This window comes from Streptomyces sp. WZ-12, assembly GCF_028898845.1.
In the GTDB taxonomy this organism is placed as follows: Bacteria; Actinomycetota; Actinomycetes; order Streptomycetales; family Streptomycetaceae; genus Streptomyces.
In genome coordinates this window covers 168544-189768 of record NZ_CP118575.1, presented here as the reverse complement: position 1 = coordinate 189768, position 21225 = coordinate 168544, and the positions used below count along the sequence as shown (strand labels likewise).

Sequence of the window (21225 nt, the reverse complement as noted above, 5' to 3'; positions counted from 1 at the left end):
TAGAGAACGCAGCGTAAGGTGCTGCACACCGCGCCACCAGACACATCAGGAGGCAACCGAATAAGAGAACTTCCCGCTGTGTAAACATGAGGAGAGCAAAGATGACGACTTCCCATTCCGACAACACGCCCGCAATCACCGGGCAGGGCCACACCGCACAACTACTCCCCTCCATCTACACGCAAGACCATGTCGTCCGAGCCTTCGCCGCGGGAATCGACGCACTCCTCGACCCCATGGCACACGCCCTCGACAGCTTCCCTAACCTCTTCGACCCCTGGAGTGCACCCGCAACCTTCCTCGACTGGCTCGTCCACATCAGCGGAGCCCGCACCGAACCCGGCTGGTCCGAACAACGCCGCCGCGCCGCCATCGACAGCTGCGGATGGATCAATGCCCGCATCGGAACACCCCAAGCACTCATCGCCGAAGCCCGCGACGTGTATGGATGGAAACTGAGCATCACCGAACCCCACGGCGTAAACCCTGACGACCGCATTGTGCAAATCATCGCCCGCCAACTCGTCTCCGAACAAGGCAGCGATTTGGATCTCAACGAACCAAGAGTCCGCGAACAATTCGACCGGCTCGTGCGGGCTCACTGCCCCGCCCACCTCGAATATAAGATCGCCGCCGGCCTGTATCTGGTCGTCAAATCTGGCCCATATTGGGCCGACGTCGCGGTCAACATTCATAACCGGGACACAGGTGAAGAGGTAGAAGTTAAAGTGGACTGGGGAGATGGTATCGTAGAGGACGTAGATGGAACCACCTGCTTCCACACTTACAAGGATCCTGGACCGGGACCAGAATATGAGCCCGGCCCGTTCACCATCAAAGTCTGGGAGGAAAGCAAGGAGGGTGAAGGCGCAATAGCTGAAGGAGAATTTACTCCCCTCCCTCTCGAACTCGAAGCTGGCTCTAATGGTAATCCGTACTCTATCGCCGTCGGAGTCGCTCAGGCGCAACCCACCGCCGGATCAGGAGCCCCTAAAGTCAAAGTTAATTTCGAACTAGCGGGCTCAAATGACATTACTCAAGAACTAAACGCCTCTGATGATGGCGAGGCGTCCACAACTCAACGGATGGGGCGTTCTGGCACCGTCAAGATCGCGGCCACTCAAGACACCGAAAACACCTCCCGCGCTAAAACCATCCATTTGGAAATTCTCGAATTAATGTCTATTGTGATTGAACCTCTTTCATCTGGGCGCAGCACCGCTACGGAACCGGCAACCTCATGATCCCATCCGCCGACGACCCGACCAATGCAGCGCCCGCCCCGCCGGGGGTGCCCACCCCCCCCCAACGACATGGAGGAGTTGCCCAGCCCCGAAGACCCGAGTTTCTCCTACCTCCTAGGGCGCCTCGCCCTCATCGAGGAGCGGGTTCGCCAAGCCGTGACCGTGACCAACGAAGATGCTGCCCCGTCCCTCGCGGATTCACTGCTGGGCATCCACATGTCGCCCGAGCACATCATGAAGCTGTTCGACCAGCCACGCGCTCACCTCCTCGACGAGAGTCACAACCAAGAACTGCGGGCCGAACTCGAAGCATGGGCGGACCATCTGGAGCACACCGGTGTGCGGCTGCGGCTCCGTGAGCTCATCAGGGCCTTCTCACTGTCCTCTCTGGACATCGAAGTACTGCTGATCGCCCTGGCACCAGAAGTAGACGCCCGATTCGGGCAGTTCTATGCCTATCTCAACAGCGACATCACCTGCCGGCGGGCCACCATTCAACTGGCACTTCTCTTGTGCTCCGCCTCAACCGCCAGTGCCGCGGACCGAGCCCGCTTCACCCTCCATGCACCCCTCGTCGGCGGGGGCCTCTTGACCCTTCAGGAATCCGAGGGACCCTGGCCATCCCAGACACTGCGCGTAGCCAACCGCGTCGTCGCGCACCTTTTGGGAGACGATTCTCTAGATGAAGGGCTCATCGACACCGCCTACCTGGCCTGCCCTCAACTCCTTCCGATGGCGGTTGCGCACTGCCAGGCCACACAGCGTCTAGCCGCGGCTGTAGTCCGAGGGGAACCCTTGGCGTACATCCAGCAGGACGACCCCCACACCGCCACGGCCCTGGCCGTCGATGCAGTCACAGCCGCCGAAGAGTCAGCCTTGGTGCTTCACCTAGGCAAGGACACATCGACAGAGCAAGTCGCCCTCTTGGTATCTACGGCCCTGCGCGAAGCACGACTGCGCAACTGTGCTCTCATCATCGGCCCAGCCGACCGAACGATACCGCACCTTCCCTCTCACGCACTTGTGCCATCGTGGCAGGATCAGCCACTACCCATGATCGTCACCGGAGCATGCTCCTGGGACCCTGCTTGGAGTCAACGCCTTCCTCTTCGCATCACCGCCTCGCCACCGACTCCCGCCGAGCGCACGGCGCAGTGGCAGGCTGCCCTTGGCGAGTTGGCCAGTCAACTTCCGAGCGCTGCCGCTGAGATGGCAGCCTCCTATCGGCTCTCGGCCAAGCACATTCACCAAACCGTCGACGCCGCTCGCCGCCACGCCGAACTTGAGGGCACAGCTGTCAACCTCAGCCACCTGCGCACCTCTGCCCGAGTGCATAACGCCGCCGGACTGGAACGCCTTGCGCGTCGCATCTCCCCCACCGCGCGCTGGGAGGAACTTATATTGCCGCTGCTACCACGATCCCAGCTCAGGGAACTCCCGCTGCGGGCACGCCATCGTGACCTGGTTATTGGCACGTGGAGGATGCGTCCGGCGAACAGCCGTGGGCTCGGCGTCACAGCTCTGTTCTCCGGTGAGTCTGGTACCGGCAAGACCTTGGCAGCAGAAGTTGTCGCTGCCGACCTTGGTCTCGACCTCTACGTCGTCGACCTGGCCTCCGTCGTCGACAAGTACATCGGCGAAACTGAGAAAAATCTCGACCGCATATTCACCGAAGCGACCAATGTCAATGCTGTCCTCTTGTTCGACGAAGCCGACGCCCTTTTCGCCAAGCGAACACAAGTCCAGGACGCCCATGACCGCTATGCCAACCTCGAGACTGCCTACCTCCTTCAGCGTCTTGAGAGCTTCGACGGCTTGGCCATGATGACCACCAATCTTCACGCCAACCTGGACCCAGCCTTTACTCGGCGGCTAGACATGATCATCCACTTCCCCCTCCCCGATGCACACCATCGGCGGCTGTTGTGGGACCAATGCCTGGGAACATCCGTTCCCAGGGACGATGACCTTGACCTCACTCGCCTGGCCAACACCTTCGACCTCGTGGGGGGAAGCATCCGTTCCTGTGCTCTGACCGCGGCCTACCAAGCAGCCGTCAGTCATCGACCCATCAGCACGGCAAGCCTACTCAACGCCGTCCGCACCGAATATCGAAAACTCCGACGCCTCATCAATGAAGAAGAATTCACCGTTTCCTAATCCCCGACATTTATTGAGTCGTGGAGTTGCCCCGGACTGAGGGGCTGTGCGGTCAACGGTGGATCTTCGAGCAGGAAGTACTGATCTTTGACGGCGCGTTTGATGATCTGGCCTTGTTCGGCATACCGTGTGTATGGAGATTCTAACTCGTAGGCGGTTGGGGGCAGTTGAGGCCGAGCGGCGGCGTATGCGGGCAGCTGATTTATTCGAACAAGGGATACGGCAGAGCGAGGTCGCGGACAGGCGCTATCGGGTTGTTGTGGGTGGCGTGAGGTGATCTTGATGTTGGGTCGTTGTGGGAGGGGTCGGTCGTGGGGTCCGAGGGGGCGCCGTCGTACAAGGGGTACCGACCTTGTGCGGTCGGCTCGGGGCGCGGTGACGACGTTGCCGTCGTTCCGTTTCCCCGAGCCGCCGACCCGAGTGAAGTAGGCCGCCGACGAGGTGCCCGTGGTTCGGGTCCTTTTCCGACGGCCCCTTCCCGAACGGGACAGGCCAGTTTCCCGGCATCCCGCTCTCCAGTGATCACTTCCGTGGTGGCGCGGTGCCCCGCCCGGCATGGATGTCCTCGTGGCAGCGACGGCAGATCACCAGGGTCTTGCGCCGTCGTTTAGCCATGAGGTGCACCCAGTCGGGCTTGTCCCGACGTCCGGGCCGGTTGAGGTCGGCGAGCTTGCGGACGTGGTGGACCTCAAGATTCGTCCGGGCTTCGCAGATCTCGCAGCACTCGGCGATGAGCCGGTGGATCAGCTCGTTTCGCTTCGCACTGGCCATGACCGGCCGCCTGTCGGTGAGGACGGCCTTGCGCTGTCGTTTGAGCGGTATCCCGCCGAAGCGGGCGACCAGCGGTTTCCTCCCCCGGTCGCGTAGAACGGTGACGGTCAGACAGGTTCGCGGTCCCTCAGGTGTCTCGACGATGCTCTTGTACTTCCGAGCCATCTTCGTGACCGTCGACCGGTGCTTCCCGGCCAGCGTCTTCAGCAGCGAGGTCTCCATGACCCACTGGAGCCTGCCCAGGCGGAACACGTCCTGGGCAAGAAGGTAGTACTGGACCAAAGCCTGAGGTTCCCCCGAGATGCGGAGGATGGTGACAGAGGGTCAGATGGTTCTCATGAGAGGAACATCGACCATGGCTGCCCCCAGGAAGTACTCGCTGGAGTTGCGCGAGCGTGCGGTGCGGATGTACCGGACCTCCGACCCGAAGCCCCAGATCAAGCGACTGGCTATCGAGCTCGGCGTGCATCCCGAGGCCCTGCGCGGCTGGATCCGGCAGGCCGAGGCCGATGCCGGCGAGCGGGACGACCGGCTGACCAGCGACGAACGCGTCGAACTCGCCGCGCTTCGCAAGGAGAACGCCCAGCTCAAGCGCGCGAACGAAGTTCTGCGGACGGCCTCGGCTTTTTTCGCGGCGCAACTCGACCCGACCCGGCCCAGGTGACGGGGCTCCTCGACGAGCACCCTGACCTGGGAGTCGAGTGCGTCCTGCGGGAACTGCACATCGCCTCCTCCACCTACTACCGCTGGCGCCGCGCCGAGAAGCAGCCGTGCGAGCGGCGGCGTCGCGACGTCGAGCTGACCGAGCGGATCAAGGAGATCCACACCGAGTCCGGGCGGGATCTACGGCTCTCCGCGCGTGCATGCCGTGCTGAAACGCGAGGGCACACGCGTGGGCCGCAAGCGGGTCGAGCGCCTGATGCGCGAGGCCGACCTGGCGGGCATCAGCCCGCGCCGCACAGGCTTCACGCGCCGGGATCCGAAGGCCACACTCGCCCCGGACCTGGTCAACCGGGACTTCACCGCACCGGCGCCGAACCGGCTGTGGGTCACCGACCTGACGATGATCTCGACCGGCGAGGGCCCGCTGTGGCTGTCGGCGATCCGGGACGCGTTCTCCCGCCGGGTGGTGGCCTGGGAGACCTCCGCCCGCGCGGACGCCGACCTGGTCCTGACCACGCTGGAGTACGCCCTCGCGTCCCGCGAGGTCGAGCCCGGCAAGCTCATCCACCATGCCGACCACGGCTGTCAGTACACATCCATCAAGCTCACAACTCGCCTGCTGCGGGCAGGAGTTGACGCGTCCATGGGCTCCGTCGGGGACAGCCACGACAACGCCCTCGCGGAGAACCTGTGGATGCTGATCAAGACCGAGTGCGTGCGCGGCCGCGTCTTCGCCACACGTGCCGAGGCGAACCTCGCGCTCTTCGAGTACACAGACGGCTTCTATAACTCCCGCCGCACCCAGGAACGACTCGGCTTCCTCAGCCCGATCGAATTCGAGGAGAAGTACTACGCCGAGCAGGCAACGGCCGAACGAGCGAACCTGAAACCCCGTCAACCCCTCCTGACCAGCTGATCAGCGCCTCCCGAACGACGGGGGAACCTCAGGCGGAGACCTGTTACGCCAGCGTGAAGGCGACCCTGCTGCACGGCCGGGTCCTGCGCTCCGGACACCCCACCGACCTGGAACAAGAGCTCTCGGGCATCCTCACCGTCTACCAAGCCCTGATCCGCACAGCCGCGGACACCGCGGCCACCCGCCCGGGCCTGGACATGGACCGCCTCAGCTTCACCGTCGCCCTCCACGCCGCCCGCGACCAGGTCGTCACCGCCGCCGGCGTCCTGCCCGACGGACCAGTCCGCCTGGTCGGAGCCATCGGCCGCGCGCTGCTGGACAACCTCCTGCCCGCCCGTCACCGCCAGCGCATGAAATCCAGGAACGTGAAGTCGGTCAGCAAGTACGCCGCCCACCACGGCAAACACCCCGCCACCGCGCGGAACTACACCCTCCACACCGAGATCAAGATCATGGAAAACGGACTTGCACCCTGCTCACCACGCTAAACGCAGCGGCGTTGAAAAACGCTCCGTGGTTCCATGAGCCGCGGGAAAGGAAGTGCTGCAGCCGGTACGGCCCGTCGTGGCCGAGCGCCTCGGCGAGCGTCCAGCAGTTGCGCCGCTCCAGCTCCATCAGCATCGCCTCCGTCATCTCCCGTGCCAGCTGTCGCGAATCACGGCGCGGGAACAGTCAGCCACCTCGGCCATCAGCGCCCCGAACGCCGTCCTCCACACTTGCTCGGCTATCGTGGCCTCCACGGCCACCTGATCGTTGAACGTCGTCACAAACGCTCATGATCACGGTGGCCGTTCCCATACCCGCAGCAACCTGCTGACCTGCACGGACGCCCCGAAGATCACGACTTACAGCTGCCGTGTCAGACACCGACGAGTTCATCGAGGTTGCCCAGCCAACGCTGCTCGTCTTGGTGCTCGGCGAGCAGCCGCGCACGATATACCCGGAGAGTAACGCCGAGTTCCCTTGCGACCACTGTAGGCGGTAGCCCGCACTCACGGGCGGCAGCCAGCTGCACCGCGCTCACAAGCTTACGCGCGGCCCACATTTCAGCGCCTCTTTCTTGAGCAACGGCAGCCACCGTCGTGGCGTCTTCGGTGGCGAGATAGGAACAACGGCGATGCTTCAGCGTGATATGAGCGACCTCATGCGTCAGCGCGCAACGCTTCTGCATTGGGCTCAGCCCGGTGCTGCAGTACACCTTGCCGCTCTCCGGATCCCACGTGGCTAGAACATCGTTGAGCTGGATGTATTGGATTGGGATGCCCAGCTTGTCGAGCTCCGATTCGGGGTCATAAAAAGAAGACATACAGGTATCCCTTCCTCGATCGGTTGAAGACCGGGCAATTCGCCTCAAGGTAAGCAAAGTCCTCTTAGTGGGAAGCAGGAAGTGGACGCGCGGTACAAAAGATTCCTATCACCCAAGTTGCGCATTTTTGCGAATTATTGAGCCTCGATCCGCCGTGTGGTGGTGGGTCAGGGCTGACGCAAGTTCCTGTTGATCATGTATCTGGGCTGGTGAGAGGCTCCGCAACCTGAAGAGCCGAAGTTCCGTTGGGTTCAGCTGAGACTCCAACTCGGCTGTCCGGAACGGAACTTCGGCGTTGTCGTATCTTGCCACATTCGTCTGCTTACCCTCCGCGACTGTTGACGGCGATCCGGAGATGTTCGATTCCCGCAGTCGCCGGGGCCGGCGTTGGTCGCTGCTTCCGGTTCTGCGTGCTGCGCAGGCCGCGGTGATTGCGGGCGCCAAGTCTTATGCGGCGATCGCCGACTGGTTGCGCCACAGTGAGCCTTTGCCAACCTGCTGGGCTTGATGGGGTGTTGGGGTGGGGCCCAGGTGCGTGACATGACGAAGCTCCTGGTAGACGAGTTCACGACCAAGATCGCTCGTCTGCTCCAGGAGCTTCGCGTGCTTGTCTACCCGTCCGCGCTCGACCTGTCCACTTCCCACCTGCGGTTTCTGACGGCTCAACTGGCTGCACACCGGGCCGGGCGGGGTACGCGCTGGCGCCGGCTGCCCGCTGGCCGACAGGCCCTGCTGGTGTTGGCGCACCTGCGCTGTGGGCACACGTATGCGCAGCTCGCAGCCGGGTTCAAGGTTGGTCTCAGCACCGTCTACCGATATGTCGCCGAAGCCGTGGAACTGCTGGCCGCCCTGGCGCCGGAGCTCGCGGCGGCGGTGAAGGCGGCACAGGGCAAGGCGTTCGTCATCTTGGACGGGACCCTGCTGCCGATCGACCGGATCGCCGCCGACCGACCCTTCTATTCGGGCAAGCATCGCAAGCACGGGATGAACGTGCAGGTCCTCACCGACCCGCACGGCCGACTGTTGTGGGCATCGCCCGCCCTGCCCGGCGCCGTCCACGACATCAAGGCCGCCCGCACTCACGGCATCATCAACGCCCTGTCTGATGCCGACCTGGCCTGCTGGGCGGACAAGGGATACCAGGGCGCCGGCGGGAGTGTCCGGGTGCCCTTCCGCGGCCGGCACAACAACCTCTCCGCAGGTCAGCAAGCTGTTAACGTCGCACATGCGCGCATTCGGGCTCTCGGAGAGCAGGCGATGGCCACGCTCAAAACGTGGCGCCTCCTGCGCAAACTCCGCTGCAGCACCACCCGCATCACCGGCGTCGTTCAAGCAGTGCTGACGCTTCACCTGAACTGCTCAAAGTGAGGTTGGCAAAGGCTCAGTACCCAGGATGCCCGCGCTCGCCTGGGCTTTCCCGGCCATGGCAGTCTCGGACTGCGCCCTGTCCCGGCCAAGGACACCGTCCGGCGCCTGCTGTTGATGACCTGCCCACAGGGGCTCGCGGCCCTGCTGACCGGCCGCGCCGCGCCGAAGGGGTGCCCGGAGCGTCTGGCAGTGGACGGCAAGAGCGCCCGCGGCTCGCGCACCCATACCGCATCCGCCGCTCACCTGCTGTCCGGCTGTGATGAGAACGCCCTGGTCACCGGGCAGATGCGCGTCCCGGACAAGACGAACGAAATCCCCTGCCTGCGTGAGCTGTACGCCACGTCCGGGGCCGGAGGAGATACCCGCGAAAGGGGCCATTGGTAGACGCTGAGTGACAGGGCAGGACGTTCTGTAGTGGTGTGTTCTTGGGACGTTTGCCTCTGGTGGCGGCTGTCGGCTTCTTGATCGGCTTCCTGGTGGACGGGCCGGGTAGCTGGGAGGGGCGGGTCGTGGCGTCAGTGGAGCGGACGGCGTATCCACGCTTCAAACGGATCATCTCGGAGCGGGAGCTGCGGGAGTTCTTCACCGTGGCGCCGGAGGAGAGGGTCTGGGTGGAGGGGCGGGCCCGGTGGCCGGGGCACCGGCTGGCGCTAGCGGTGATGCTGAAGTCCTGCGCCCGGCTGGGGTATTTCCCGCCGCTGGAGACGGTGCCGCAGCCGGTGGTGGCACATGTGCGGTCCGGTCTGGGGCTGGGGGATGCCGTGCTGGCGGAGACGGGGTCGCCGCGGACGGCCAAGCACCACCGCACCTGGGTGAGGGAACGCCTGGGGCTGGTGCGGGATCCTGTGCGGGCGAGGGAGGTTGCCGCGCGGGCGATGACGGCGGCGGCGCCGGTGAAGGCGCACTCTGCGGATCTGGTGAATGTGGCGTTGGAGGAGCTGGTCCGGGCGGGGCTGGAGCTGCCGGGGTTCTCCACCCTGGACCGCATGGCCGCCGCTATCCGGACCCGGGTGGAGGGGGAGATCTGTGCGGGGATCGTGTCCCGGATGAGCGAGGCGGCCCGTATCCGTCTCGCTGCTCTGCTGGAGGTGGCCGATGGTGAGCGCCGCAGCGTCTTCGACAGTCTGAAGGAGCCGGGGCGGCGGGCGACGTGGTCCAAGTTCCGCGCGCACGCCGAACGCATGGAACGCCTGGATGCTCTGGGGGATTCCGGCTGGTGGGTGGGCAAGACGGCGTCGGCGAAGGCGGCGTCGCTGGCTGCGCAGGCACGCGTTTTGAGTGTGGGGGAGATGAAGGACATCGCCGAGCCGCGCCGCACGGCGATGCTGGCCTGTCTGGTCGCGGAGCTGCGCTCGCGGGCGCGGGATGAGTTCGTGACGATGCTGTGCAAGCGCATGGCCCGGCACCTCAAGCGGGCGGAGGAGGAGCTCGCGGAGATCGAGAAGCGGCAGAAGGAGGTCACCGAGCAGCTGATCGCCGCCTACCGGGACGTCCTGGCCGCGCTGAAAGACCCCGTCGGCAACGGGGACGGTAGCACCGCAGGCTCGCTCGATGACGTCCTGGCTCTGAAGCTGGCGCGGGAGGCGGTGAAGCGGGCGGGCGGCTTCGATGCGCAGCTCGGCCAGATCGAGGCCCTCGCCGCGCATCACGGGAACAATTTCACGCCGCTGGTGGAGCGGTTCTTCCGCCCGGACCGGCCGACGATGTTCAAGCTAGCGCGCAGGCTCACGTTCGTGGCGACCTCGCAGGACCGCAGGGTGCTGGACGCGCTGGAGCACGCGCTCGCGCACCAGAACCTGACCTGTCCGCTGATCCCCGACACCCCGCCACCCACCGCCCTTTGCGAGGCAGCGGACGAGGCTCCGCGGGCGTTGGATTTGTCGTTCGCGTCGAAGAACTGGCTGAAGACTGTCTACGCCAAGGATGTCCCCGGGCAGCTGGTGCGCCGGCACTTCGAGACGATGGTCTTCACCTACCTGGTGGAGGATCTGCGGTGCGGGGACATCGCGGTGGTGGGCTGTGAGGAGTACGGCGACTGGACGACCATGCTCCTGCCCTGGGACGAGTGCGTGCCCAGGCTCGCGGCGTTCTGCGTGGAGGCCGGACTGCCGCCCACCGCTGCTGGCTTCACCGCCCGCCTCAGGCAGCAGCTCACCGAGGTGGCCCAGGAGGTGGACGACGGCTACCCCGACAACGCCGATCTGACCGTCGATCCGCTGACGGGGGTGCCCTCGCTCAAGGCGCGCAAGGGCACGGACCGTACCGCGTCCGCGGAGGCGGTAGATGCCGAGCTGTCGAGGCGGCTGCCGGCGCGCTCGGCGCTGGAACATCTGGCGCGGGCGGCGCACTGGACGGGGTGGTGGCACCGGCCGGGGCCGCTGTCGGGGTCGGACCCGAAACTGAAGGATCCGCTGTCCCGCTATGTGATCACCGCGTTCACCTACGGCTGCAACCTCGGCCCCGCGCAGGCCGCCCGCCATATGCGCGGTGCCGTCACCGCCCACGAACTCGGCGCGATCGCCCAGCGCCACTTCACCACCCGCACCCTCGGCAAAGCTGGCGCCGACGTCATCAGCACCTACACCGACCTCGAGCTCACCGCCGCGTGGGGTGACGGGTCGGTGGCGGCGGTGGACGGCACGATGATGGACACCGTCATCGACAACCTCCTCGCCGAAACGTCCATCCGGTACGGGGGTTTCGGCGGAATCGCGTACCATCTTGTCGCCGACACCTACATCGCGCTCTTCTCCCGGTTCATACCCTGCGGGGCCTGGGAGGCCGTCTATCTGATCGACGCGATGCTCGCCAACGAATCGGACGTGCAGCCCAGCACGGTGCATGCAGATACGCAAGGCCAGTCGTTCCCCGTCTTCGGACTCGCCCACACCCTCGGAATCGACCTGCTCCCCAGGATCCGCAACTTCCACGATCTCACCTTCCACCGCCCTGACCCTGGCCTGCGCTACCAGCACATCGACCCGCTGTTCTCCACCGACCCACGCACCGCCATTGACTGGCCACTGATCGAGAATCACTGGCCCGACCTCATCCAGGTCGCCCTGTCGGTGAAGGAGGGCACTGTCTCCTCGGTGACGCTGCTGCGCCGATTGAACAACCGGTCACGCAAGAACCAGATCTACAAGGTGTTCCGCGAGGTCGGACGTGCCGTCCGCACCATCGTGCTCCTGCGCTATCTGTCGGAACCCTCACTTCGCGAGCAGATCAGCAGGGCGACGAATAAGGCTGAGGCGTACAATGGGTTCACCAAATGGCTCGCTTTCGGAAACCACGGCCTCCTTAGCTCTCGCGACCCCGAACAGCAGGAAAAGGCCGTCAAATTCCTTGACCTGGTTGCCTCCAGCATCATCTTCTCTACCACCATCGACATGACCGGTACGCTGCGGCAGATGGTCAGTGAGGGCTGGACCGTGCTCCCCGAAGATCTCGCCGTGACCAGCCCCCACCGGCGCGAGAACGTCCTGCGCTTCGGGGACTACGACACCGATAGTCTCCACATCCCACCCGGCGACTACGACCCCACGCTCCCCTGAAGCCCAGCTACCCGCCCGGGCAGCAGTCGCAATGCGGTTCAGCAGTACGTGACAATGCCGTCAGGAGGCCAACAAGATGTACGCATCACTTCGCAAGGGGCAGGCCGAGCGACGTTCTTCGGTTGAGGTAATCCCAGCGCATCAAAAAACCCAGGGGCCACACCGCATCCCTGAATCGCTCTCCCCTGCGGTATTCCGAAAATCTATATACCCAGAAAACGGGACACCAAAATTTTCCGACATCAAGCAAGGGGCCCTGGGGAGTTGTGGACTTCTCGCAATGCTTGGCGCCGCCGTATACAGGGATCCGGAAATAATAAAGCGGCTGATAAGCCCCGCGGCAGGCGGGTTCTCCGTCAACTTTTCCGACGGGCCTGAAATCGTTTCGCCCGTTTTCCCTACAGGTGGGTCAGGTCTCTGGCTGTACGCGCAGGCCGATGTGCCCTGGGTTGCCATACTCGAGAAAGCTGTGGCGAAGCGGCAGTCCCAGTTAAAGGATGAGCCTCCAAGCTACTCCAGCATACACGGAGTCCAGGCATGGAAGCTTGCAGAGCTCTTCGGGTGGAAGGCTCGGGTGTATTTCAAGAGGGCCGCAGACGAATTCTCTAGGCTGATGATGGAGGCGAGCCAGAAAGGGGAATTCATGGTTGCCTCCTGGGAGGACCCAGGTGGCCGCCATGCACGCGCCATACTTCACGACAGGATCGACGGCAATACAGTAGGGATTTACGATCCTCACAGGAAGGAGGAGGTAATTCCATTTGCGGAGTTTGCGGCAAAAAAGGATCTTATATTGGTGTGTGTTGCTGCTTCCTGAATGGCGGTGGACCAGGAGGTGACGCGTCCTCACTGGCCGAGACCGAGCAGCGGGACCGTGTTGGCCAGGATGCGACCGGTAGTGGCCGCCGGCGGCGGTGCCGTCCCAACCGACCGTTGGTTCCGATGATGGTCAGCTCGCGGATGAGCGGACAGGGCGGCGAGAACGTGGAAGACGAGCTTGCCGCCGTGGGCGATGGTGTCCAGGTTCTCGTGCAGCGGGGTGGAGCCGACACCGCACTCAGGGAGCTCGGCAACCATGTTGATGTGCCGCACTGGGGCGTTGGAGGAGCTTGCCGCCACCTGATGGTCAAAAAGACAGACTCGACATCACCCGGCCCTACTCGACACCTACTGGTCCAGGCACGAGAAGCAGGAGTTCGCCCGTAAGCAGGCTCGAGACCAGCTCATACTCACGACCTGATCGACATACCCTCTTCAAATCTGCACCCAAAGGGGAATCGCATGTTCAAGATCCCGCCCCGACAGCAGCGGAGCCAAGAGCATCAGGTGGCCGGACATGGGGGAATTAAGTCCCTGCAGGGTGGCAGGATCCTCCAAAAGCCGACCAATGCCAGAGAATACGGATTATACGCCTTAATGCGGGCAGGGGAGTCACTGAAGGGTTTGGCCGCCGTCTCGCCCGTTTCGTACTCAGAACGCGATCCTCAACTCGGCCTTGCCGGCGAAGAAGCCGGAGTGCACGTTTTTCTTGAAAACATGACTCACGGTATGAAGAGTCCAAAAGTTCTGGACATCAAGATCGGCTTTAGGGCGGCAAGTAAGAGTGAACTACTGACACACGAAGAAGTGACCCCTGCAGCCGCACGCTGGAAGAAGGCGCGCCTGACTGCCGCAGACGTGCTTTCCACCTCAGCCTCGCTGGGCTTCGGAGTCGTCGGCGGAACGGGAGTCTCTGGTACACGTATTTCCCGGGGAAGGGACTCCATCCAGCACTTGCGGCAGTACTCAAGCGACTTTGAAGTATACGCCGCAATCCGGAGAGGGCTTGAGAGGATCAGAGAGGCAGTAAGAGAAGAATGGATGGCGCCACTCGGGGCAAGCGTCTTGATTGCTTTCGACGAAGCCTCCGACAATCGAGCCTCTTCCGTCAACGTAAAACTTATCGACCTGGCGCACACCTTCGGCATCAGAGAAGGACTGACCCAGGAGCAGGTGACAAAATACCAGGACAGATTCATACTCGGTATATCTAACCTCATATCGATAATCGCAGAGATCTCCTCCGAGAAGCACCTGTAGGCGTCATCTATAGCACCCACGGCTACCCTCGCGTCTGCCCGGCGAAGCGCTCCGATCCCCAGGGCGCCGGCAGGGCGCGATCTTTCTCAGAGGACGGGCTTGATGAGGTCGAGCGCGTGGTCGGGGTGTGACCGGTAGTGATCAACGGCGGCGGCATGGTTGTGCCAGCCGGCGAGCTCGGCCAGGGCGAGGGCGGTGTTGCGCAGGGCGGCCATGACGCGGGGCGCGTTGCCAATGCGGATCTTTGAGGCGTCCTCGCGCAGGGTCACGTCTCTCACGTGGTGCAGGGCTTCCACGCCCCAGTGCTCGCGGACGTGTTCGCCGAGGTGGGGGACGGTGGCCTGGTGCATGGTCAGGTCGGTGAGCGCGTAGACGCGTTCGAGGGTGAGTTTGCCGGTGGACAGTACGCGGCGGCGGCGCACGATCTGCAGGGCCTGAGCCGCGTGGGGAAAGGGCAGGTCGGGAACGGTGACTGCCTTGATCCTGCGGATCTCGTCACGGCCGTGCGCGGTGGCGCGGGTGTAGCCCATCAGCGGGACCTCCTTCCAGGGCAGCTGCTTCAACCGGGCGTGCAGCGTGGGGTGGTTGGCCTTGATCAGGGCGATGTAGTGCGCGTTCTTCTCCTCGACCAGGAAGCGGGCGTGGTCGTGCTGGGTGAGCAGGGCGTCGAAGGTGACCACCGTGTCGGTCAGATCGAGCTCTGCCAGCAGGGGCTGGAAGGCGGTGATTTCGTTGCTCTTGGTCTCGACCTGGCGCTGGGCGATCACGGCACGGGTGCCGTGCAGGCAGGCGGCCAGTAGGTGGACGGTGCGCTGATCGCGGGTGCGTGAGCCGCGGACCGTCTTGCCGTCCACCGCGACGGCCCCTCTCTTGCGTGGGCCGGTGCCCTGCGGGGTGGCGAGCGGATCGGCGTGCTGGAGCTGGACCCAGGCGCCGAGGGCGTCATCGAGCAGGTCGGCGTCCAGCCGACGCAGCAGCCGGGCCAGTGTGATCGCGCGGGGGACGCCGCGCGCCAGGCCGATGCGCTGCCGGTCCGCGAGGGACAGGCCGATGGCGAAGCGGGTGATGGTGGCCCAGCCGGTGGCCCCGGCAAGAACGGCGAGCGTGCACAGGGTCAGCAGGGCGCCGAGGGAGTAGCGCCGTCCGCGCCGACAGCGCGGGTCGGGCAACTGGTCGAGGAAGGCGGCCAGATCGGCCAGGCGCCAGGCGTCGTACGTGCCGCTGTCCGGCAACTGGTCATGGTGGCGGGTGACGGCAGAGATCAGGGAAGATGACATGTGGCTTCGTTCACTTCAAGCAGCAGCGTTTGTCCATCGGTTTGGGTGGCGATGAGCGGCCAGCGGGGCCGTGGATGTTCACGAGAAATGACGTCACTTCGTGGGACGGCCCGCCGCCCGTGAGGGCGGCGGGCCGTCGAGATGGGGCCTGCAGGTGTCAGCCGGCCTTGGCCGGTTCTTCCACCCGGGCCCGGGTGGAAGGGAGCCGGTAGGAGTCGGTGCCGGTCTCGATGATTGCGCCGTTGAAGGTCAGGCGGTCGACGATGGCCGCGCAGAGACGGGGATCGGTGAAGGTCTTTGTCCACCCGCCGAACGACTCGTTGGAGGCGATGGCGACGCTGTTCTTCTCCTCGCGTTCGGTCAGGACCTGGAACAGCAACTCGGCTCCGTGCCGGTCCAGTTCCATGTATCCGAGTTCGTCGATGCACAAAAGATCGACGCGGCCGTAGCGGGCGATGGTCTTGGTGAGCTGCTTCTCGTCGGCGGCTTCGACCAGCTCGTTCACCAGTTTCGTGGCGAGCGTGTAGCGGACCCGGTAGCCCTTCATCGCCGCCTCGGTGCCCAGGGCGATCAGCATGTGCGATTTGCCGGTGCCGGAGTCACCGATCAGGCAGAGCGGCTGCCCCTTCTTGATCCACTCGCAGCTGGCGAGCGTGTTGATGGTGGCCGCGTCGATGTTGGGGTTGGCGTCGAAGTCGAAGGTCCGCAGCGACTTTTCTCTCGGGAAGCCGGCGGCCTTGATCCTGCGTTCCGAGCGGCGGCGGGACCGGTCGTCGCACTCGGCCATCAGCATCTCGGCAAGGAAGCCGCGATAGGTCAGCTGGTCCTTCACCGCCCGGTCGGCGATGTCGGCGAACTCCTTGCGGATCGACGGCAGCCGCAGCATGCGGCAGGCGGTGTCGATGGCGGTGGTGGCGGCCTGCTCGGTCAAGCCTCGCTGGCGGGGCAGGGTCACTGGGCTTCTTCCTCTCGGTGGGCGCCGCCGCTGGCGCGACGACGTCGGAGCAACTGGTCATAGGGGGTCACCGAGGGCAGCGGCCTGGTGTCCGGCGGAAGGTGGGCGAGCTTCCACTCGTGCAGAAACGTCACGGTCCCCGACGGCTGTCCCGCTTCGGTGCCCGACGAGCCGGGGGCAGCTGGCTCGTCCTCGGCCTGGGCGGCCTTGCGGGCCTCCAGGGCGACCGCGTCCGCGGTCAGAGCCCCGGCCCGCAGGGCCGTGGCCAGCCCGGCGACCAGGTACTCGTGAGGGATGTGTCGGCCCAGCAGCAGCACCTCGATCAGGGCTCGGGTGCCGTCCCGCTCGCCGTGGACTTTGCGGGCCTGATCCCACCAGGCGTCATGGACCGGGGTGAACTTGCCTGCAGAGCGGGCTTGTTCGAGGGCGGTGGCGCCGGGGAAAGCGCCCGGCTTGCGGATCAGGGCCTCCAAGTAGTGGTCCAGATCCAGGCGGCAGCTGGCCTTGGCGATCAGCCGCTCGTGCCGGGCCACTTCCACGTTCTGGTCGTAAACCACCAGGTGGGAGGCGTGCAGGACGACGCGGACCCGTTTGCCGATCAGGCGGACCGGCACTGAGTAGCGGTTGGTGCGGACGGTGATCTGGCTGTAGCGGTCGACCCTGGGGGTGAACACCCGCCCGGTCTCGAAAGGTTCCTGCGGCAGTGGCAGCAGCAGCGGCTGTTCGACGGTGAAGTAGTCGTCGATGGTCTGCGAACGAGAGCCGATCCGGCGTCGGCCGTCGTGCAGGTCCCACTGCTCGACCATCTCGTTCAGCTCCGCCAGCGAGGAGACTTCCGGCACCGGGGTGAAGTGGTTTCGGCGGAAGTAGCCGATCTGTCCCTCGACACCGCCTTTCTCGTGGGCGCCGTCGATGCCCGGGCGGCAGTAGAAGCTCTCGATGCCGAAGTGCGATCTGAACGCGATCCACCGGTCGGTTTCCACCCTCGCCCGGCTCAGCCCCAGCACCTGGGCGACGGCGGCCTTGAGGTTGTCGTAGCGGACGCGGCCCCGCGGGACTCCACCCAGCGTCCGCAGCGCGTGCACGTGGCCCTCGAAGAAGGCTTCCTGGCCGGCGGAAGCGAACACCCGGTGGACGGCCTTGCCCGAATACGACAGGCGGAAGGAGAACAGGTAGCAGGTCACCAGCTCCCCTCCGAGCCGCACGGCCACGTCGCCGAAGTCGACCTCCGCCTCCATGCCGGGTGGGTGGGTCTGCGGGACGAACGCTTCGATGGGCGCCTTCCCCGCCTCCACCGCGATCTGCGGCTTCCGGTCGGCGACATAGCGCCTGACCATCGGATAGGACACGTTCGCACCATGCTCATCGAGCAGCCGATGGAAGATCCGGGTGACCGTGTGCCGCTGCTTGCGCGGCGCGCCCAGGTCCGCCCGCAGGATCCCGTCGATCAGCGTCTTGTACGGATCAAGCGCCGACGGCCGCGGCGGAAGCTGCTTGCGCGGCTCCGGCCAAGCCGAGTCCAGGGCCTTGCGCACCGTCCGCCAGGCGACGTTGTACTTGCGCTCCAGCTCCCGCATCGTCACGCCGGCTCGGTGGTCCCGACGAATCGCCGCGTACAGCTCGACCTTCGACATCTGCGGCATGACCAGGGCCTTTCACCGGGAACACCTCGATGCTGTCCTGGCAAGCCCCCCACTGCCTTCAAAACTCGTGAACATCACCCGACCGTGGAAACGGGCGCCTCCCAAACCCGTGTACAACCGCCGTCACGGCTCGTGAATAAAGCCAGTGGGGACGGGGGCGAACTGGAACAAGGCCGGCGCCACTGTCACCGGACTCATGCAAGGCGCCACCGCCAGCGTCGACTTCGGCACCGGCACCCCGGTGACCACGCCCGCAGCGGACGCGAGCGGAACAGCGGTCATTGCCGACAACACCTTCACCTACCCCGACAAGTCAGCCGCCTACAACGCCACCGCCACCGCCACCGGCCACCCCAGCGGAACCGCCACCGTCACCATCCGCAAGGCGCTCGGGTTGCAGGTGAATGTGGGGACGGGGGCGAACTGGAACAAGGCCGGCGCCACTGTCACCGGACTCATGCAAGGCGCCACCGCCAGCGTCGACTTCGGCACCGGCACCCCGGTGACCACGCCCGCAGCGGACGCGAGCGGAACAGCGGTCAATGCCGACAACACCTTCACCTACCCCGACAAGTCAGCCGCCTACAACGCCACCGCCACCGCCACCGGCCACCCCAGCGGAACCGCCACCGTCACCATCCGCAAGGCGCTCGGGTTGCAGGTGAATGTGGGGACGGGGGCGAACTGGAACAAGGCCGGCGCCACTGTCACCGGACTCATGCAAGGCGCCACCGCCAGCGTCGACTTCGGCACCGGCACCCCGGTGACCACGCCCGCAGCGGACGCGAGCGGAACAGCGGTCATTGCCGACAACACCTTCACCTACCCCGACAAGTCAGCCGCCTACAACGCCACCGCCACCGCCACCGGCCACGGCCAGGCGTTCCGCATTACTCCGGTTTATGCACCTCTGACCTACGTGACGCGAGACGAGGGCGACAGATCCTGGTCAAGTCCACAAATCGTTCCAGGGCCAACTACGGATCCCGCAAGTCCGCCGGCCCTCGCTGAGCACAATGGGAAACTCTACTGCGTATACTTTTCGACAGTGAGCCTTTGCCAACCTGCTGGGCTTGATGGGGTGTTGGGGTGGGGCCCAGGTGCGTGACATGACGAAGCTCCTGGTAGACGAGTTCACGACCAAGATCGCTCGTCTGCTCCAGGAGCTTCGCGTGCTTGTCTACCCGTCCGCGCTCGACCTGTCCACTTCCCACCTGCGGTTTCTGACGGCTCAACTGGCTGCACACCGGGCCGGGCGGGGTACGCGCTGGCGCCGGCTGCCCGCTGGCCGACAGGCCCTGCTGGTGTTGGCGCACCTGCGCTGTGGGCACACGTATGCGCAGCTCGCAGCCGGGTTCAAGGTTGGTCACAGCACCGTCTACCGATATGTCGCCGAAGCCGTGGAACTGCTGGCCGCCCTGGCGCCGGAGCTCGCGGCGGCGGTGAAGGCGGCACAGGGCAAGGCGTTCGTCATCTTGGACGGGACCCTGCTGCCGATCGACCGGATCGCCGCCGACCGACCCTTCTATTCGGGCAAGCATCGCAAGCACGGGATGAACGTGCAGGTCCTCACCGACCCGCACGGCCGACTGTTGTGGGCATCGCCCGCCCTGCCCCGCGCCGTCCACGACATCAAGGCCGCCCGCACTCACGGCATCATCAACGCCCTGTCTGATGCCGACCTGGCCTGCTGGGCGGACAAGGGATACCAGGGCGCCGGCGGGAGTGTCCGGGTGCCCTTCCGCGGCCGGCACAACAACCTCTCCGCAGGTCAGCAAGCTGTTAACGTCGCACATGCGCGCATTCGGGCTCTCGGAGAGCAGGCGATGGCCACGCTCAAAACGTGGCGCCTCCTGCGCAAACTCCGCTGCAGCACCACCCGCATCACCGGCGTCGTTCAAGCAGTGCTGACGCTTCACCTGAACTGCTCAAAGTGAGGTTGGCAAAGGCTCAGTGGATCAAAATCTCTATCTTCAGCACTTCGACGGCAGTACATGGTCCATGGCGTTAATGCTTGGCCAACCTGGAAATACCATGCCCGCCCTGGCTTCATTCAACGGCAAAATGCACCTGGTTTTCACTGACACCGAAGGAAGGCCAGTGCATTTTGCCAGCGAAAATCCAGAGTCGCCTATTTCGCGTTGGGATGCTATCGCATTTACCGAAGGGGCAGGCTGGCGTCCAGACGTTGCGGTAGCGCTGGCTGTTGCGTCAGAGAGTACCGGAGACGTACTGGAGCTCATATTTCATGAAGCGGATGGACAGTTCTACGCCTCCTCCTACACAGAAGGAATAGGGTGGAATCCGAGGCTCCCGCTATTTGGGGCTCTAAAATACCCCAACGCGAGTGCGCCGAGATACAATATAGGTTCGCGCGGGCTGATAGTGCGTTCAATAATTTTCAGGGACTCTGAAGGCAAGCTACTGATAAGCACTGCCGCAGGGATTCCGGAGCAGCCAGCCGGGCAAAACATCAGGACTCAGTGCGCCCCAGGCGTGTCGATCGTCGGTGGAAACGTGATGTATCTGTACTGGCGCGAGGGGGAGGCCGATGACATCGGTCCGGCGTTCGAATGCCAACGCCTTGTTCCGAGTCCAGCGCCTATTGGAGACGATATCTCTTGCGCCGAACTGACCGCGATCACCTACGGTGGCAAAATATACGTAATATACACTCGCTGACCGGAAAACTCGACGGCCAGATGGGCATGACGAAGTAGCCCCCGGTGGTGGTGTGTTGGGTGTGGGTCAGGCTCCGGTGGGGGTGAGGGTGACGTCGTGGCCGAGGGCGGTGAGCTGGCGGACGAGGTCGCGGGTCTTGCGGTCGGGATTTTGCTGGCGGGTGTGCCAGTCGCCTCCGAGGTCTCGGTAGCGGCTGGTGGGGTCGTTCATCAGGTGCCAGACGGAGACCAGGATGGAGCGGGCGACGGCGACCAGGGCTTTGAGGTGGCCCTTGCGTTTGACGATGCGGCGGTACCGGGCGCCGAGGAAGGTGTCGGTGCGGGCCGCGGATACGGCGGCCTCACCGAGCGCGCCCCGCAGCCAGGGATTTCCTTTCCCCGCGGGCCCGGAGGGGTTCTTCGGTCCGGACTGGAAGGTCCGTGGGGCCAGCCTCTGTCGCGGTTCGTTCGTTCTGATCGGCATCCGGGGCGTTGAACTGGGCTGATCAGTTGGCTGGTTGGGTCCGGCGGTGTGGTGTGTGCTGGCGAGATGTTGGGCGTTGCTTGCGGGCCCGGGCTGAGTGGGCTTGTGAGCTGCGGGTTTCCTGCTCTGGGTTGGTTTCGTGGGT

At 64.7% G+C, this 21225-nt stretch carries 18 protein-coding genes and 2 pseudogenes; 13 read left to right on the top strand and 7 right to left on the bottom strand.

Features of this window, described 5'->3' with window-relative positions; genetic code table 11:
* The first annotated feature begins 101 nt into the window (after positions 1–101).
* Both PV796_RS40985 and PV796_RS40980 read left to right on the top strand, forming a co-directional pair.
* Positions 102–1244 (top strand): phage tail protein, encoded by a 1143-nt coding sequence (locus tag PV796_RS40985; RefSeq protein WP_274919549.1) that lies wholly within the window; start codon positions 102–104, stop codon positions 1242–1244.
* Positions 1245–1313: 69 nt separating this feature from the next.
* Entirely contained in the window at positions 1314–3404 is a 2091-nt protein-coding gene (locus PV796_RS40980; RefSeq protein WP_274919548.1) for an ATP-binding protein, read from the top strand.
* A gap of 522 nt (positions 3405–3926) precedes the next feature.
* Here the strand turns inward: PV796_RS40980 and PV796_RS40975 are convergent.
* Positions 3927–4457 (bottom strand): HNH endonuclease, encoded by a 531-nt coding sequence (locus PV796_RS40975; protein WP_274919547.1) that lies wholly within the window; start codon positions 4455–4457, stop codon positions 3927–3929.
* Between the two features lie 19 nt (positions 4458–4476).
* Here PV796_RS40975 and PV796_RS40970 point away from each other — a divergent pair.
* From PV796_RS40970 to PV796_RS40960, 3 genes and pseudogenes are all read left to right on the top strand, one after another.
* A pseudogene (locus PV796_RS40970) lies at positions 4477–4833 on the top strand (transposase); the annotation flags it as partial.
* Positions 4834–5016: 183 nt separating this feature from the next.
* Positions 5017–5754 (top strand): IS3 family transposase, encoded by a 738-nt coding sequence (locus tag PV796_RS40965; protein ID WP_274919669.1) that lies wholly within the window; start codon positions 5017–5019, stop codon positions 5752–5754.
* A gap of 53 nt (positions 5755–5807) precedes the next feature.
* Positions 5808–6242, top strand: a complete 435-nt coding sequence (locus PV796_RS40960) for a hypothetical protein (RefSeq protein ID WP_274919546.1) — start codon at positions 5808–5810, stop codon at positions 6240–6242.
* 371 nt (positions 6243–6613) lie between these two features.
* Here the strand turns inward: PV796_RS40960 and PV796_RS40955 are convergent, their stop codons facing one another.
* On the bottom strand, positions 6614–7060 hold the full coding sequence (locus PV796_RS40955) for an ImmA/IrrE family metallo-endopeptidase (RefSeq protein ID WP_274919545.1): 447 nt from the start codon (positions 7058–7060) through the stop codon (positions 6614–6616).
* Between the two features lie 603 nt (positions 7061–7663).
* Here PV796_RS40955 and PV796_RS40950 point away from each other — a divergent pair.
* The 4 genes from PV796_RS40950 (at position 7664) to PV796_RS40935 (ending at position 12799) form a co-directional block, all read left to right on the top strand.
* Positions 7664–8428: an IS5 family transposase gene (locus PV796_RS40950; protein WP_274918887.1), complete on the top strand. Its 765-nt coding sequence runs from the start codon at positions 7664–7666 to the stop codon at positions 8426–8428.
* Between the two features lie 114 nt (positions 8429–8542).
* Entirely contained in the window at positions 8543–8812 is a 270-nt protein-coding gene (locus PV796_RS40945; protein ID WP_274919544.1) for a hypothetical protein, read from the top strand.
* Between the two features lie 134 nt (positions 8813–8946).
* The gene (locus tag PV796_RS40940; RefSeq protein WP_274919543.1) at positions 8947–11982 is read left to right on the top strand and encodes a Tn3 family transposase; all 3036 of its coding nucleotides are present in this window, start codon (positions 8947–8949) and stop codon (positions 11980–11982) included.
* Between the two features lie 76 nt (positions 11983–12058).
* Complete coding sequence (locus tag PV796_RS40935) at positions 12059–12799, top strand: C2 family cysteine protease (RefSeq protein WP_274919542.1); 741 nt, start codon at positions 12059–12061, stop codon at positions 12797–12799.
* Positions 12800–12828: 29 nt separating this feature from the next.
* Here PV796_RS40935 and PV796_RS40930 read toward each other — a convergent pair whose 3' ends face one another.
* The gene (locus tag PV796_RS40930; RefSeq protein ID WP_274919541.1) at positions 12829–13101 is read right to left on the bottom strand and encodes a hypothetical protein; all 273 of its coding nucleotides are present in this window, start codon (positions 13099–13101) and stop codon (positions 12829–12831) included.
* 162 nt (positions 13102–13263) lie between these two features.
* On the opposite strand from PV796_RS40930, the gene PV796_RS40925 reads away from it, so the two are divergent.
* Positions 13264–14061 carry an inositol polyphosphate kinase family protein gene (locus tag PV796_RS40925; RefSeq protein WP_274919540.1) on the top strand — a complete coding sequence of 266 codons (798 nt, stop codon included), beginning with the start codon at positions 13264–13266 and terminating at the stop codon, positions 14059–14061.
* Between the two features lie 86 nt (positions 14062–14147).
* Here the strand turns inward: PV796_RS40925 and PV796_RS40920 are convergent, their stop codons facing one another.
* The 3 genes from PV796_RS40920 to istA all read right to left on the bottom strand — a co-directional run bounded on the left by PV796_RS40920 (position 14148) and on the right by istA (position 17927).
* Positions 14148–15338, bottom strand: coding sequence for an ISAs1 family transposase (locus tag PV796_RS40920; protein WP_274919539.1), 1191 nt, complete (start codon positions 15336–15338; stop codon positions 14148–14150).
* Positions 15339–15495: 157 nt separating this feature from the next.
* Positions 15496–16293, bottom strand: a complete 798-nt coding sequence (istB, locus tag PV796_RS40915) for an IS21-like element helper ATPase IstB (protein WP_274919538.1) — start codon at positions 16291–16293, stop codon at positions 15496–15498.
* Positions 16290–17927, bottom strand: coding sequence for an IS21 family transposase (gene istA / locus PV796_RS40910; RefSeq protein ID WP_274919668.1), 1638 nt, complete (start codon positions 17925–17927; stop codon positions 16290–16292). The genes istB and istA overlap by 4 nt, the downstream gene beginning before the upstream one ends.
* 205 nt (positions 17928–18132) lie before the next feature.
* Here istA and PV796_RS40905 point away from each other — a divergent pair, with 205 nt between their 5' ends.
* From PV796_RS40905 to PV796_RS40895, 3 genes are all read left to right on the top strand, one after another.
* Positions 18133–19044, top strand: coding sequence for a hypothetical protein (locus PV796_RS40905; protein WP_274919537.1), 912 nt, complete (start codon positions 18133–18135; stop codon positions 19042–19044).
* A gap of 64 nt (positions 19045–19108) precedes the next feature.
* Positions 19109–19873 (top strand): transposase family protein, encoded by a 765-nt coding sequence (locus tag PV796_RS40900; RefSeq protein ID WP_274919667.1) that lies wholly within the window; start codon positions 19109–19111, stop codon positions 19871–19873.
* A 97-nt stretch (positions 19874–19970) separates the two neighbouring features.
* Positions 19971–20618, top strand: coding sequence for a hypothetical protein (locus PV796_RS40895; protein ID WP_274919536.1), 648 nt, complete (start codon positions 19971–19973; stop codon positions 20616–20618).
* 66 nt (positions 20619–20684) lie between these two features.
* Here PV796_RS40895 and PV796_RS40890 read toward each other — a convergent pair.
* Positions 20685–21050 (bottom strand): annotated as a pseudogene (locus tag PV796_RS40890) (transposase); the annotation flags it as partial.
* Positions 21051–21225 lie beyond the last annotated feature (175 nt).

Coding starts and splice junctions, on each gene's coding strand:
- PV796_RS40985 (WP_274919549.1), top strand. CDS start 102: ATGACGACTTCCCATTCCGACAACACGCCCGCAATCACCGGGCAGGGC.
- PV796_RS40980 (WP_274919548.1), top strand. CDS start 1,314: ATGGAGGAGTTGCCCAGCCCCGAAGACCCGAGTTTCTCCTACCTCCTA.
- PV796_RS40955 (WP_274919545.1), bottom strand. CDS start 7,060: ATGTCTTCTTTTTATGACCCCGAATCGGAGCTCGACAAGCTGGGCATC.
- PV796_RS40945 (WP_274919544.1), top strand. CDS start 8,543: ATGACCTGCCCACAGGGGCTCGCGGCCCTGCTGACCGGCCGCGCCGCG.
- PV796_RS40935 (WP_274919542.1), top strand. CDS start 12,059: ATGTACGCATCACTTCGCAAGGGGCAGGCCGAGCGACGTTCTTCGGTT.
- PV796_RS40925 (WP_274919540.1), top strand. CDS start 13,264: ATGTTCAAGATCCCGCCCCGACAGCAGCGGAGCCAAGAGCATCAGGTG.
- PV796_RS40920 (WP_274919539.1), bottom strand. CDS start 15,338: ATGTCATCTTCCCTGATCTCTGCCGTCACCCGCCACCATGACCAGTTG.
- istA (WP_274919668.1), bottom strand. CDS start 17,927: ATGTCGAAGGTCGAGCTGTACGCGGCGATTCGTCGGGACCACCGAGCC.
- PV796_RS40905 (WP_274919537.1), top strand. CDS start 18,133: ATGCAAGGCGCCACCGCCAGCGTCGACTTCGGCACCGGCACCCCGGTG.
- PV796_RS40895 (WP_274919536.1), top strand. CDS start 19,971: ATGCCCGCCCTGGCTTCATTCAACGGCAAAATGCACCTGGTTTTCACT.